This window comes from Mesorhizobium sp. 113-1-2 (genome assembly GCF_016756475.1).
Classification (GTDB): Bacteria; Pseudomonadota; Alphaproteobacteria; order Rhizobiales; family Rhizobiaceae; genus Mesorhizobium; species Mesorhizobium loti_C.
Genome location: NZ_AP023242.1, coordinates 2,182,739 through 2,195,499 on the forward strand (window position 1 = coordinate 2,182,739; position 12,761 = coordinate 2,195,499).

Consider the following 12,761-nt stretch of genomic DNA (forward strand, 5'->3'; position numbering starts at 1 on the left):
CGGTTCAGCGTGTCTTGGCAGTTGCCAGCGCTCGCGAAAAGGCGGTGGCAAAACTCTCGCGGGACTCGGGATCGAGAAAGCCGCCGATCGGCACGTTCTGGCCTTGGCCTTCGACCGTCATTCTGGTGATGCCGATCTCGGCGTGTCGGGCGACCGAAAACCGCGCCCAGAACGGGTTGAAGCGGTGCGCTTCCGATCTTCCCGAGGGGGCCGTCTTGCGGATGTCGAGGCTGGTGCGCGAGACCGACACTTCCTCGCGGGCGCGGGCGGCGCGGTAGTTGACGCGAAAGGCGATGTATACGGCGATCACGTCGAGGCCGAAGAAGCCGAACACCGGCCAGGCGCCGCGCGACAGGAAAAACGCACCGGTCACCAGCCAGCCGAACAGCAGCGCGCCCATCAGGACCAGGAAGCCCGTCCTGCCCAGCGACCGGTGCGGCGTCAGCAATGCGTGAAAGAAGGGCTCGTCAGCCTGAAACGAGGCGTTTGTGTCGCTCATGACAGGATATTATAGGAGGGAAATCGCGCCCCCCAAGTCCAAAGATTCTCCCATGCCCGAAAAAAAGCTGCCGGCCGGACGACGTGACGGATCGAACGCCAAGCCGCGTCCACGGCCGGCGCGGCGGACGTCGCGCTACAGTCCGGCGGAAGTGCACGAGATTTTCCGGCGCTTTTCCGTCCAGCGGCCGGAGCCGAAGGGCGAACTCGAGCACGTCAATGCCTTCACGCTGCTGGTGGCGGTAGTGCTTTCGGCGCAGGCGACGGATGCCGGCGTCAACAAGGCGACAAGGGCGCTGTTCAAGGTCGCCGACACGCCGCAGAAGATGCTGGCGCTGGGTGAGGCCAAGGTCGGTGATTACATCAGGACCATCGGGCTCTGGCGCAACAAGGCCAAGAACGTCATCGCCCTGTCGGAAGCGCTGATCCGCGACCATGGCGGCGCGGTGCCCGACGACCGCGACGAACTGGTCAAGCTGCCGGGCGTTGGGCGCAAGACCGCCAATGTCGTGCTCAACATGGCGTTCGGCCAGCATACGATGGCGGTCGACACGCACATTTTCCGCATCGGCAACCGGCTTGGCCTGGCGCCCGGCAAGACGCCCGAACAGGTCGAGCAGGGGCTGCTGAAGATCATCCCGGACGAATATATGCGCCATGCACATCACTGGCTGATCCTGCATGGCCGCTATGTCTGCAAGGCGCGCAAGCCGGATTGCCCGGCCTGCGTCATCGCCGATATCTGCAAAGCCGAGGAGAAGACCACCAGCGTGCCGGCGCCCCTGGTGCCGATCGCGCCGCTCGAAACGGCGGTCGCTGCCGATCAGGTGCCGTAACCGCGCGCCATCGCCGCCGCGAAGACCGGGATCAGCAGGAAGACGAAGGCCTCAGTGCGGATACAGGTCTTCACCGAGGCCAGTTCGCTCGCGGGCACGGCGAAGGTGGGGTTGGCATTGGCTTGCCGGTTCCAGGAAATGAAGCGCACGGTCGGGATGATCGACAGCAGGCCGACAATTCCGAAGGCGGCCATCTTGGCCCAGAATATCCAGTTGTAGACGTAGAACTCCCAACCCTTGAGGCCCCAGAAGACACGGCCGATGCCGACGATGATAACGAGCGCGGCGATGATGCCATAGTGGCGGTCGATGCCAGCGAGCCGCTTGAGCGTCACGGCGGGCAGGTCGCCGCGGATCAGCACGAATTCGGCGCCGATGATCCCTGCCAGCGAAAACACCAGCAGATGATGGACGATGGCAAGCACAAGGTCGGTCGTGTCCATGCTTTTTTCCCGTGGGTTTGAGCGCCTGAAAAGGTCGCCTCGGCAGGTGCTGAATCAGCCTGCCGGGAAAATAACACTGTCAGGCAGAAATCCCATAGCGGAGCTGGTAGCGGCCATACGGCTTTTCTGGATGATGGCGCGTCTCGTGCTGGCCCTTGCACCGCAGGGGCGATTTGCTAAGCGCGGACAACATCAGCGAGGCAAGTCCCATGAACAATCCGCAAGCGACCATCGCACCCGTCATCGAGACGCAGCGAACCATTCTGAGGGCGCACCGGATCGAGGATTTCGACGCCTATGTCGCGATGTGGGCCGATCCGGTCGTCACCCGTTTCATCGGCGGCAAGCCGCGCACGCGTGAAGAGAGCTGGATGCGCTTTCTGCGTCACGCCGGCTTGTGGTCGCTGCTCGGCTACGGCTTCTGGGCGATCGAGGAGAGGGCGACAGGCCGCTTCGTCGGCGAGGCCGGTTTTCACGACCTGAAGCGTGATATGGAACCGTCGATCGAAGGCATTCCCGAGGCCGGATGGGCATTGGCGCCGGCCGTGCACGGTGCCGGCCTTGCCACCGAGATCGTCAGTCGCGTGCATGTCTGGGGCGACGAGACCTTCGGACGTACCAAAACCGTCTGCATCATCGATCCGGAAAATACGGCTTCACAGAATGTCGCCAGGAAGTGCGGCTACAGCGAGGTGACGCGGACCCTCTATCACGATGCCCCGACCATCCTGCTGGAGCGACGGCCCTAAACCGAGGTGAGGCCTAACCGGCCTTGCGGCGCAGCTTCCGTGTCAGATCGGCCCATGGATCGGCGCTCTCCGCGGCCGGCGTGACAACCTGGCCAAGCAGCACCGTCGAGGCATCGAAAGGCTTCGGCCTGGCGATGCCATAGCCCTGGGCATAGTCGACGCCGATCGTCTTCAGGGCGGCGATGATGCCGTCGCTTTCGACGAATTCGGCGATGGTGCGTTTGCCCATGACCTTGCCGATATGATGGATCATCTCGACCATGGCGCGGTCGATGCGATCCTCCAGCATGTCCTTGACGAAGCTGCCGTCGATCTTGAGGTAGTCGACCGGCAGGTGCTTCAGATAGGCGAAGGATGACATGCCGGAGCCGAAATCGTCGAGTGCGAAACGGCAGCCCAGGCCGCGCAGATCGGCAATGAAGCGCATGGCATTGGTGAGATTGGCGATGGCGCTGGTTTCGGTGATCTCAAGGCAGATCACGGCCGGTGAAATGCCATGAACGAGGAACTGCTCGCGCAGGAAGCCGAGAAAGGTCTCGTCGCCGAAAGTCGCACCGGAAAGATTGATGGCGCATGTGGTGATCGGCGGCGTGAGCGGATCGGCTTGCCGTGCGGCCAGGATGCGGAAGGTGTTGCGTACCACCCAGCGGTCGATCGACGGCATCAGGCCGTAGCGCTCGGCCGCGGGAATGAAGCTCTGCGGGGTGACGAAGCTGCCGTCTTCGTCGGTCAGCCGCAACAGGATCTCGATATGGGCTCCCGCCTCGACGATGTCGTCATTGAGCGGCCAGATTTCCTGGGCATGCAACCTGAAGCGGTCTTGCTCCAATGCGGCGTGCAGGCGCTGCACCCAAGCCATCTCACCGAAACGTTCGCGCAGGGCCATGTCGCCATCGCTGTGGATCTGGACGCGGTTGCGGCCCTTTTCCTTGGCCATGTAGCAGGCGACATCGGCGGCACGCAGCGTCTCCTCGATTGTCACGTGCGCATCGGCGATCTGCACCATGCCGATGCTGACACTGGTGTTGAAAGGCCTATTATCCCAGGCGAAATGCAGGTCCTGCACGGCTGTGCGCAGCCGTTCGGCGGTGTCGGCGGCGGTTTCGCAATCACTGTCCACGAGCAGCACACCGAATTCGTCGCCGCCCAGCCTGGCCAGCACGTCGCCCGGCCGCAATTCGTGGGTCAGCAGCGCGGAGATCTGGCGCAGCAATTGGTCACCAGCGGCATGGCCGCAGGTATCGTTGACCAGCTTGAACTGATCGAGATCGAGATACATCAAGGCGTGCTGCCGGGGCTGGCCCTGCAATTCGACGATCGTCCTTTCCAGCCGGCTTTCAAAATCGCGCCGGTTGGCGAGCCCGGTCAACGCGTCATGCGAAGCCTGCCACGAAAGCCGCTCGATATAGTCCTCTTCGCGCGTCATGTCGTGGAAGGCGAGCACCGCGCCGACGACCTCACCGGAAACGAGCAGCGGCGCGCCGGTCAGCGCGACGGGAACAACAGAGCCGTCCGGCCGCTGCAGCAATTGCGGACGGGCGCTGGAACGGCGCTGCTCGCCGGCCAGGAGACGCTCGACCAGCTGCGTTTCTTCAACGCTGGTGTCCTTGTCGACAAGGCGAAACAGCGATGCGATCGGTTTGCCTCTGGCAGTGCCGAACGGGCAGGCCAGCAGTTTCTCGGCAACCGCGTTCATGTAGTCCAGCCGCCCGTCACGGCCTGTGCTGATGACAGCCTGGCCGATCGAAGCCAGCGTGACCTGGGCGCGCTCGCGCTCAGCATTGAGCGCTAGCTGGAAGGCCTGGCGCTGCGCCAGGAGTTTGCGCGTGCGCCAGACGGCGAGCAGGATCAGCAAGGCTGCGGTGACGAGATTGGCAAGGGTAAGCAGCAGCTCGATGAAGCGCGATCCCTCGCCGAGACTGTCCGAGAAAGCCTTGGAAAGCGGACTGATCTGACGGTCTAGCTGATGGATATCCGTCTTCCAGGCGTTGATCTCAGCCGGTGACGCCTGCCCTCTGCTCAACGTCGCGTGCATCGCGTCGCCGAGCTGCTGGATGGCGAGGATCATCGCGTCAGCGGCGGTCCAGTGCCGGATAGCGGTGTCGAGATAGATGAAGCCGCGGAAATTCTGGAACAGCCAGATCATCCCGGTCACGTCGTCCGGGTGGTTTCTGCCCTGCAGAAAGCCTGCGCGCGCCGCCTCTGTATCGGGGTCGGGCTGCTCGAGCGCCAGGCGCGCCGAGCGGTCGGCAAGCGGAACGGCGATCGCTTCGCGATACTCGTCGAAAAACTCCTCATTGCCGGTGTCGGCATAGAGGCTGAGGAAATAGATGGCGTGCTTTTGCCCTTTGGACCACTGGCTTTCGCCGCCGACATAGGCGCGAACCGCCGAAAGCGTGTAGAGGCTGAGGCTGGCGACCAGCGCCTGGACGAGAACGACGGCAATGAACGGCCAGACGAGCCCGAGAAGACGGGGGCTGGCGTTCCTCGATGACGGCTTCATCGAATTCACGGACGTGCCATGATCCTGTCAGCGCGTCTGTCCGGCTGTTTCATCCGCCGGTTGAGACGATGTTTCTTCCCTCATGTCGCTTAAAGGGCGACAGCAATCGGGTATCACGAGGGGCTTAACAGCTAATAAATAGTTCCGTTCTCTATGAAGCCTTTTCTTGCCGTGGGCAGTCGAATATTACGCAACGTCAAGTGACTGCTTAAAGTTGAATCAGTTTGTATTCGAAGCTTATCGGTCCTTTTGCAGGTCGCAACCGCCGAGGCTAGGGCAGAGCCTCCGTCGTAAGACTTGCCTGTTCGAGCACGGAGGCATCCTCGCCGAAGGCGCGGGTCGCGCGGGCAGCTGCCTCGAGCAACGGACGTTTCATGCGTTGAAGGAAGGCAGCATCTACGCGCGTGCTCGGACCGGCCAGCGTCAAGGCGCCGAGCAGGATGCGTCCCGGTCCAAACACCGGCGCAGAGATGCCCGCCGTGTCGGGGTCGCGGTCGCCGACGGCGAGGCAGTTGCAAGTCCTGCGGATGGTCTCGTAGGGTTCGCCCGGCTGACCGGAAAACGCCGCGAGCACGCGCCCGCCCGAGCCGACCAGCAAAGGCAGTACGTCACCCTCGCGAATGGTGTAGCGGATCGGATGTTTGGATTCGACGCGGTAGAGGCAGGTGCGGACGTCGCCCGAGCGGACATAGAAGGCAACGCTCTCCCAGCTTCGCTCGGAAAGGTCGCGCATGATCGGCAACAGGATGTCGACCGCCACGACCGAACGCTGATAGAGCGCGCCCAGCCGAAAGGTGGCCGGCCCAACGCGGTAGCGCCCGTCGTCGAGGCGCTCGAGCAGTTGCCCGCGCAGCAGCGAATTCGCCAGGCGCAGGATCGTGCTCTTGTAGAGGCCGGTGCGCGCCGCGATTTCGGCCAGGCTGAGCGAGCGGTCGGCGGTGGTGAAGGCATCGAGGATGGCAATCGCCCGGTCAAGTGCCGCAACACCTTCGGCTGTCGCGCGCCGGCTTTCCTCATCAGTCGATTGGCTTGGTAAGTCCATTGCGGTTCCCAGTTCGGAGAAGCCCGAGCGGAGCCACTCTGTCGCGCCACAGGACCGTTCTGTCCAGCAGAATATCGTTCCCGTTGACAGAACTCAGTAACATCTGCTTGAACTCGATCACGGGTCTGTGATTGCAGGCGCGTTTGGCAGGCACCGGAGGAGGTGTCGTGATCTGGAGGAATCCCATGCTGAACAGACGCAGATTTTTGATGAGCACGGCGGCGGCAGGTGCTGCCGGCCTTGCAGGACTTCATCTCACGCCCGCTTTCGCCGAAGGCGCGCCGCAGATCCAGATTTTCGTGCCGGCAGCACCCGGCGGCGGCTGGGACCAGACCGGGCGCACGATGGATCAGGTGCTGCGCGCAGAGAAGCTGATCTCCGGCTCGCAGATCACCAATGTCGGCGGCGCCGGCGGCACGGTCGGGCTGCCGCAGTTCATCAGCCAGTGGAACGGCAAGGGCAATTCGCTGATGGTTGCCGGCATGGTCATGGTTGGCGCCATCATCGCCAACAAGGCCGCCAACAATCTGACGCAGGTCACGCCGATCGCCCGTCTCACCGGCGAATTCGAGGCCCTGGTGGTGCCGGCGGAGTCGCCGTTCAAGACGGCCGCCGATTTCGTCGCCGCGCTCAAGGCCGATCCGACCAAGGTTCCCGTGGCCGGCGGTTCCGCCGGTGGCTCCGACCACATCCTGTTCGGCCTGATCGCCAAGACGGTCGGCGTTCCGGCAACCAGTCTTTCCTATGTGCCGTTCGCCGGCGGCGGCGAGGCCTTGTCGGCGTTGCTCGGCAACCAGGTGGCGGCCGGCATCTCCGGTTTTGGTGAATTCTCCGAGCAGGTCAAGGCCGGCGCGCTGAGGCTGCTCGCCATCTCGGCCGACAAGCGCCAGGACGGCATCGACGCGCCGACGCTGAAGGAAGCCGGCATCGATGTCGAGCTGTTCAACTGGCGCGGCGTTTTCGCGCCTCCCGGCGTGTCCGATGCCGACAAGGCAGCGATGATCACGATGGTCGAGACGATGGCCAAGAGCGATGCCTGGGCTGCTGAGTGCAAGAACCGCAACTGGACGCCCATCCTGCTCACCGGCGACGACTATGCGAAATTCGTCGCCGAGGATTCGGCACGTATCGAAGCCATCCTCAAGGATCTCGGCCTCGCCTGATTTTCCCCAGGGGGGCGGCGCGAGCCGTCCCTCATTTTCTCAGCTCCGCCGATCGCATCGAAGAAGAGATCGGTCATGGCTGACAGCGTGAAGGCCGATGACAGCCGTCTTGGCCCGTAATCCTGGGGAGGACATTCCATGAGCACCATCAACCAGCCGGCGCCGCCCTCGCGCCTTGCCGTGCCGGAACTGCTTGTTGGCATCGGGCTTTTGGCCTGCGCCGGCGCCGTGGCCTGGCAGACACTGGCGATCCCGGTGTCGCCGCTCTATTCCAAGGTCGGCCCGACCGTGTTCCCCTATCTCACCATGGTCGGCCTGGTGGTGCTGTCCCTGCTGCTCATCCTCGCCGCGTTTCGCGGCGGCTGGCAGCCGGAGGAGGAAAAGGAAACGCCGACCGACTGGAAGGCGATGGGTTTCGTCGTCATCGGCCTGGTCGCCAACCTGCTGCTTATCCGGCCGCTCGGCTTCACCGCGGCGTCGGTCATCATGTTCGTTCTCGTCTGCTATGGCTTCGGCAGCAAGCGTACGCTGCGTGATGCGCTTACCGGCCTTATCCTGGCACTGGCCGCCTATTTCGGCTTCGCCAGGGCGCTCGGCGTCAACATCGGCGCCGGTTTCATCGAGAACCAGTTGAACACGGTGATCGATGCGATCATCGGCGCGTTTGGAGGCTGACGCCATGGAAACGCTTGGCCATCTCGCGCACGGCTTTTCGGTCGCCTTCACGCCGATGAACCTGATGTGGTGCCTGCTCGGCACCACGCTCGGCACCGCCATCGGCGTGCTGCCCGGCCTTGGACCGGCGCTGACCATCGCGCTGCTTCTGCCGATCACCTACCAGGTGGCGCCGGAAGCGTCCTTCATCCTGTTTGCCGGCATCTATTACGGCGCCATGTATGGCGGCTCGACGACATCGATCCTGCTCAACACGCCCGGCGAAAGCGCCACCATCGTCACCGCGCTGGAGGGCAACAAGATGGCCCGGTCCGGCCGCGGCGGTGCGGCCCTTGCCACCTCGGCGATCGGCTCGTTCGTCGCCGGAACCATCGGCACGCTGGGCGTCGCCTTCCTGGCGCCGGTGGTGGTCAAGTTCGCGCTGGCCTTCGGCCCGGCCGAATATTTCTCGCTGATGGTGCTGGCCTTCATTACGGTTTCGGCCGTGCTCGGCTCGTCCTCGGTGCGTGGGCTCACCAGCCTGTTTGCCGGCTTCGTCATCGGCATGATCGGCGTCGATCTGCAGACCGGTCAGCCGCGCTTCACCTTCGGTACGACCGAACTGCTCGACGGCGTCGACGTCATCATCGCCGCCGTCGGCCTGTTCGCGGTCGGCGAGACGCTCTACATGGCCTCGCGCCGCTATGCCGGCAAGGACGAGATCGTGCCGCTGAAGGGCTCCCTTTACATGACCGCGGCCGAATGGGGCCGGTCATGGAAGGCCTGGCTGCGCGGTGCCGCGATCGGTTTCCCGATCGGTGCCATGCCGGCCGGCGGCGCCGAAATCCCGACCTTCCTGTCCTATGCCATCGAAAAGAAGCTGTCGAAGCACAAGGAGGAGTTCGGCACGGTCGGCGCCATCGAGGGCGTTGCCGGTCCCGAAGCCGCCAACAATGCGTCCGCCGCCGGCGTGCTGGTGCCGATGCTGACGCTCGGCCTGCCGACCTCGGCGACGGCGGCGATCATGCTGTCGGCGTTCCAGAGCTACGGCATCAATCCGGGGCCGCTGCTTCTGACGACGCAGGCCGATTTGGTCTGGGGCCTGATCGCCAGCCTGTTCATCGCCAACGTCATCCTCGTCATCCTCAACCTGCCGCTGATCGGGCTGTGGGTGCGACTGTTGAAGATCCCGGCGCCGCAGCTCTATGCCGGCATCCTGGTGTTCGCGACCGTCGGCACCTATGGCATCTCGCAATCGCCCATCGATCTCGTCATCCTCTATCTTCTGGGCGCGGCGGGCTTCCTGATGCGGCGCTTCGACTTCCCGACCGCGCCCGTCATCATCGGCATGATCCTGGGGCCGCTCGCCGAAACCCAGTTCCGCCGGGCAATGACCATCTCGAACGGCGACTGGTCGGTGTTTTATACGCACAAGCTGTCGCTGACGCTGCTGACGCTCGCCTTCATCGGCCTCGCCGGGCCGCATATCTGGGCCTTCATCGAACATCGCCGGCGGCGCGGACCGGAGCATGTGCCGGGCGATGCCTGATCGATTTGAGACGACATGACTGACCTGCTTTCCGGTATCCGCGTTCTCGACCTGACCAATGTCCTGGCCGGGCCTTATTGTGCCTATCAGCTGGCGCTGTTGGGGGCCGACGTGATCAAGGTCGAGGGGCCGCAAGGCGGCGACCTGGCGCGCCAGCTCGGCGGTTCGCCAAAACTCAACCAGGCCGGCATGGGCGCCTCCTTCCTGGCGCAGAACGCCGGCAAACGATCGGTCGTGCTCGACCTCAAGACAGTGGCCGATCGCGAGCGTTTCCTCGACCTGGTCGCCAGTGCGGACGCGCTGGTGGAGAATTTCCGCCCCGGCGTGATGGATCGGCTTGGCCTTGGTTATGAAGCGCTGAAGGCGGTCCGTCCCGGTCTCGTCTATTGCGCGATATCGGGTTTCGGCCAGACCGGGCCAATGCGTGACAATCCCGCCTACGACCAGATCATCCAGGGGCTGTCGGGCATCATGAGCATCACCGGCACGCCGGAAACGGCGCCGCTGCGTGTCGGCTATCCCGTTGCCGATACGCTGGGCGGCCTGGTCGGTGCCTTCAGTATTGCGGCGGCACTGGTCAGGCAGAAGACGTCAGGCGAGGGTGCCTTCCTCGACGTCTCGATGCTCGAATGCACGCTTTCCGCGCTGGGCTGGCCGGTGTCGAACTATCTGACGGCAGGGGTCGATCCCATGCCTATGGGCAATGAGAACATGACCGCGGCACCCTCCGGCGCCTTCCGCACCGGCGACGGCCTGCTCAACATCGCCGCCAACAAGCAGGAGCAGTTCGTGGCGCTGTGTCGGCTGATCGGTCAACAGGAGCTGGCCTCGGACCCGCGCTTTGCCGAGCGTGAGACACGCAAGAAGAACCGCGTGGCGCTGAAGGCCGAGATCGAGGAGGCCCTGGCAGGGGCCTCGGCCGCGGCTTGGGAAGAGAAGTTCAATCGCGCCGGTGTGCCGGCTGGCAGGGTGCTGACGATCCCGCAAGTGCTGGTCGAGCCGCAAGTGCTCGAACGCCAGGTGACCGCGAATTTTGACGATGTGGCCGGGATGGACAGGCCGCTGACGGTTCTGCGCGGCGGCTTCATGGTCGACGGTGAGGCGCCTTTGCCGACGAAGCCGCCGCCGGCACTTGGCGAGCATATGGACGAGATCTTCGCCCAGCTGCCACCACGCGCCAAGGCCGGGGCACGGGCATGAGCGATATACAGAAGAAAACCGGCCGTGAACGCGGCGAGGAATGGTGGCAGACCGGCATCATCGAGATGAGCCCCGGCGTCATCCGGCTGCGCGGTTATGAGATCCAGGACCTGATCGGCCGCGTCAGCTTCCCGGCAATGATCTGGCTGATGCTGCGTGGCGAATTGCCCAGCGAGGACCAGGCCGCGCTGCTTGGCATTGCGCTCGGTGCGGCCGTCGACCATGGGCCGCAGGCGCCGTCGATCGCCATTGCCCGCATGGCCATCACCTGCGGCGTCGGCATCAACAGCGCCATGGCCTCGGCCATCAACGTGCTTGGCGACGTGCATGGCGGCGCCGGTGAACAGGCGCTGTCCTTCTATGGCGATATTGCCATGGCAATCGATGGCGGGATGGCGCTGGGGGAGGCGGTCTCCGCCCGGCTCGACCGGTTCTTCGGCGAGGAAAAGGGTTATGTGCCGGGGCTCGGCCACCGCTTTCACCCGGTCGATCCGCGCGCACCGCGCCTGCTGGAACTGACCCGCGAATTTGCCGCGCGGGGTGTCGTCAATGGACGGTTCGCCGACATCGCCGAGGCGATCGAGGCGGAGGTCGCACGCCGCAAGGGCAAGAAGATCCCGCTCAACATCGATGGCGCCACGGCCGTCATCTACGGAGAACTGGGCTTCCCGCCTCCGCTGACACGGGGACTCTTCGTGCTGTCGCGCTCTGTCGGCATCCTGGCGCATGCCTGGGAACAGTCGCAGCAGAGCGAGCGCAACAAGGGCCCGCTGCCGCGCGAATGGCTGTGGGCCTATACCGGCACGCCGGTACGGTCGTTTCCGAGCGAGGACGGGGCTGGCGAGTGAAGCCTATGCCTGGCCGAGCGGCACAGGATCGGGAAGCTTCAGGGTCTTCACCAGCGTCGACAGATCGGGTTCGTCGATGAGCATCGCCGCATCGGCCGGCGCCAGCCAGGCCCGCTGCCGGCGTCTGGCTTCCTGCCAGTCGGCCAGCTCTTCGGTCACTTCAAGCAGGTAGACGATGACGTCGACGCGGACAAAGCGGTTGGCCAGCCGTTTCCAGTAGGAATAGGTGCCGGCCGGCTTCTTCAGCGCCTTGCCGAGCACGCCGGCTTCCTCCTGCGCCTCGATGGTGGCCGCCTTGCGCCCGCTCTTGCCTTTCATCGGCCAACCCTTGGGGACGATGAAGCGCTGCGTCGTCCGCGACGTGACCAGCATCACCTCGAAATCGCCGTCCGCGGTCAACCGAAAGGGGATCGCCGCGACCTGGCGGATCCGCTCGCCTTTCTTGGCCTTGCGCACGGCCTTTTTCTTGGTGACTGCCATTCGTAACAATCCAGTCGGTGCAGTGCCCCATAGCGTGATGCGGCGCCTTTGCAAAACCCAAACTGCCGCAGGGGCACTCGAAGGCCCCTATCATGTAAGTCGGCTAATTAAAAGAGTGGTCTGGCTGTCAGCGACAAGTGCTCACGGCGGTGTTGCCGATGATCTGGGTCTGGCAACTCGGCCTGACCTGCGGCACCACTGGCGCCGGCTGCTGGACGATCACCCGGTCCTGGGCGCGATACTGCTGTTGCTGCTGCTGAAATTGCTGCCGCTGCACCCGGTTCTGCAAGATCTGCAAATCGTTCTGCTGGACCAGCGCGTTGCCGTTGGCCGCGGGATTGAGCACCTGCGCGGAAGCGGGCAGCGCAAGCCCGGCCACGAAAGCCGCGGCCAGCAGCGCCGACACCAGACGCACCGACGGGAGACCCACCGCCATCCGATCATTCCTGCCAAAAAACCTGTTCATGCCCGTAATATAGGGTGTTTGTCCGGCGATGCCATGGCCGGCCCATCGGGCGCGTTGAAATCGATCAAGCCCTCTGCTGGCCATCCGACCGCGACCGCAGATTGCCGACGACGCCAATGCTTGAGATCGGCATGGACATCGCGCCCGGCGACACTGCGGCATTCGCTCCATGGAAGGCCAGGTGGAGTTGCCGCAATAAAGGTCGCTTTGCGGCTGCCGAGAATCTGCCCGGCAACCCCGCATTGCACTTGACGGAGGCGATCGATTCGCCGCTCTATCGGGGTCGGCGCTGGCCTCGAACTGAATGGCGTCAATGGCGTCGGCATGTCC

The 12,761-nt window shown here is 64.2% G+C and carries 13 protein-coding genes; 7 read left to right on the top strand and 6 right to left on the bottom strand.

Annotated elements, in window-relative coordinates; genetic code table 11:
• Positions 1 to 4: 4 nt before the first annotated feature.
• The gene (locus tag JN279_RS10510; RefSeq protein WP_202352701.1) at positions 5 to 499 is read right to left on the bottom strand and encodes a DUF2244 domain-containing protein; all 495 of its coding nucleotides are present in this window, start codon (positions 497 to 499) and stop codon (positions 5 to 7) included.
• Positions 500 to 551: 52 nt separating this feature from the next.
• Here JN279_RS10510 and nth point away from each other — a divergent pair, with 52 nt between their 5' ends.
• A complete protein-coding gene (gene nth / locus JN279_RS10515) occupies positions 552 to 1,334 on the top strand; it encodes an endonuclease III (protein WP_202352702.1) in 783 nt (260 codons plus the stop codon).
• On the opposite strand, the gene JN279_RS10520 is transcribed toward nth, so the two are convergent.
• Entirely contained in the window at positions 1,322 to 1,777 is a 456-nt protein-coding gene (locus JN279_RS10520; protein ID WP_202352703.1) for a DUF2214 family protein, read from the bottom strand. The two genes, nth and JN279_RS10520, sit on opposite strands and share 13 nt — an antisense overlap.
• Before the next feature lie 209 nt (positions 1,778 to 1,986).
• On the opposite strand from JN279_RS10520, the gene JN279_RS10525 reads away from it, so the two are divergent.
• Complete coding sequence (locus JN279_RS10525) at positions 1,987 to 2,526, top strand: GNAT family N-acetyltransferase (RefSeq protein WP_202352704.1); 540 nt, start codon at positions 1,987 to 1,989, stop codon at positions 2,524 to 2,526.
• Between the two features lie 13 nt (positions 2,527 to 2,539).
• On the opposite strand, the gene JN279_RS10530 is transcribed toward JN279_RS10525, so the two are convergent.
• Together JN279_RS10530 and JN279_RS10535 are read right to left on the bottom strand one after the other, a co-directional pair.
• A complete protein-coding gene (locus JN279_RS10530; protein ID WP_202352705.1) occupies positions 2,540 to 5,029 on the bottom strand; it encodes an EAL domain-containing protein in 2,490 nt (829 codons plus the stop codon).
• Between the two features lie 271 nt (positions 5,030 to 5,300).
• A complete protein-coding gene (locus JN279_RS10535) occupies positions 5,301 to 6,071 on the bottom strand; it encodes an IclR family transcriptional regulator (RefSeq protein WP_202352706.1) in 771 nt (256 codons plus the stop codon).
• A 185-nt stretch (positions 6,072 to 6,256) separates the two neighbouring features.
• Here JN279_RS10535 and JN279_RS10540 point away from each other — a divergent pair, with 185 nt between their 5' ends.
• From JN279_RS10540 to JN279_RS10560, 5 genes are all read left to right on the top strand, one after another.
• Positions 6,257 to 7,234, top strand: coding sequence for a Bug family tripartite tricarboxylate transporter substrate binding protein (locus JN279_RS10540; protein WP_202352707.1), 978 nt, complete (start codon positions 6,257 to 6,259; stop codon positions 7,232 to 7,234).
• Positions 7,235 to 7,372: 138 nt separating this feature from the next.
• Positions 7,373 to 7,909, top strand: coding sequence for a tripartite tricarboxylate transporter TctB family protein (locus tag JN279_RS10545; RefSeq protein ID WP_096450184.1), 537 nt, complete (start codon positions 7,373 to 7,375; stop codon positions 7,907 to 7,909).
• 4 nt (positions 7,910 to 7,913) lie between these two features.
• Positions 7,914 to 9,437: a tripartite tricarboxylate transporter permease gene (locus tag JN279_RS10550; RefSeq protein ID WP_202352708.1), complete on the top strand. Its 1,524-nt coding sequence runs from the start codon at positions 7,914 to 7,916 to the stop codon at positions 9,435 to 9,437.
• A 15-nt stretch (positions 9,438 to 9,452) separates the two neighbouring features.
• On the top strand, positions 9,453 to 10,637 hold the full coding sequence (locus JN279_RS10555; RefSeq protein ID WP_202352709.1) for a CaiB/BaiF CoA transferase family protein: 1,185 nt from the start codon (positions 9,453 to 9,455) through the stop codon (positions 10,635 to 10,637).
• Entirely contained in the window at positions 10,634 to 11,485 is an 852-nt protein-coding gene (locus JN279_RS10560) for a citryl-CoA lyase (protein WP_202352710.1), read from the top strand. The genes JN279_RS10555 and JN279_RS10560 overlap by 4 nt, the downstream gene beginning before the upstream one ends.
• A 3-nt stretch (positions 11,486 to 11,488) precedes the next feature.
• Here JN279_RS10560 and JN279_RS10565 read toward each other — a convergent pair whose 3' ends face one another.
• Positions 11,489 to 11,965 (bottom strand): NUDIX hydrolase, encoded by a 477-nt coding sequence (locus JN279_RS10565; RefSeq protein WP_202352711.1) that lies wholly within the window; start codon positions 11,963 to 11,965, stop codon positions 11,489 to 11,491.
• Between the two features lie 127 nt (positions 11,966 to 12,092).
• Complete coding sequence (locus tag JN279_RS10570) at positions 12,093 to 12,401, bottom strand: hypothetical protein (RefSeq protein WP_202352712.1); 309 nt, start codon at positions 12,399 to 12,401, stop codon at positions 12,093 to 12,095.
• Between the last annotated feature and the right edge of the window lie 360 nt (positions 12,402 to 12,761).

Excerpts from the sequence above, each read along its gene's own strand:
- JN279_RS10535 (WP_202352706.1), bottom strand. The coding sequence starts at position 6,071 with ATGGACTTACCAAGCCAATCGACTGATGAGGAAAGCCGGCGCGCGACA.
- JN279_RS10570 (WP_202352712.1), bottom strand. The coding sequence starts at position 12,401 with ATGGCGGTGGGTCTCCCGTCGGTGCGTCTGGTGTCGGCGCTGCTGGCC.
- JN279_RS10555 (WP_202352709.1), top strand. The coding sequence starts at position 9,453 with ATGACTGACCTGCTTTCCGGTATCCGCGTTCTCGACCTGACCAATGTC.
- nth (WP_202352702.1), top strand. The coding sequence starts at position 552 with ATGCCCGAAAAAAAGCTGCCGGCCGGACGACGTGACGGATCGAACGCC.
- JN279_RS10560 (WP_202352710.1), top strand. The coding sequence starts at position 10,634 with ATGAGCGATATACAGAAGAAAACCGGCCGTGAACGCGGCGAGGAATGG.
- JN279_RS10510 (WP_202352701.1), bottom strand. The coding sequence starts at position 499 with ATGAGCGACACAAACGCCTCGTTTCAGGCTGACGAGCCCTTCTTTCAC.
- JN279_RS10565 (WP_202352711.1), bottom strand. The coding sequence starts at position 11,965 with ATGGCAGTCACCAAGAAAAAGGCCGTGCGCAAGGCCAAGAAAGGCGAG.
- JN279_RS10540 (WP_202352707.1), top strand. The coding sequence starts at position 6,257 with ATGCTGAACAGACGCAGATTTTTGATGAGCACGGCGGCGGCAGGTGCT.
- JN279_RS10550 (WP_202352708.1), top strand. The coding sequence starts at position 7,914 with ATGGAAACGCTTGGCCATCTCGCGCACGGCTTTTCGGTCGCCTTCACG.
- JN279_RS10525 (WP_202352704.1), top strand. The coding sequence starts at position 1,987 with ATGAACAATCCGCAAGCGACCATCGCACCCGTCATCGAGACGCAGCGA.
- JN279_RS10530 (WP_202352705.1), bottom strand. The coding sequence starts at position 5,029 with ATGAAGCCGTCATCGAGGAACGCCAGCCCCCGTCTTCTCGGGCTCGTC.
- JN279_RS10520 (WP_202352703.1), bottom strand. The coding sequence starts at position 1,777 with ATGGACACGACCGACCTTGTGCTTGCCATCGTCCATCATCTGCTGGTG.
- JN279_RS10545 (WP_096450184.1), top strand. The coding sequence starts at position 7,373 with ATGAGCACCATCAACCAGCCGGCGCCGCCCTCGCGCCTTGCCGTGCCG.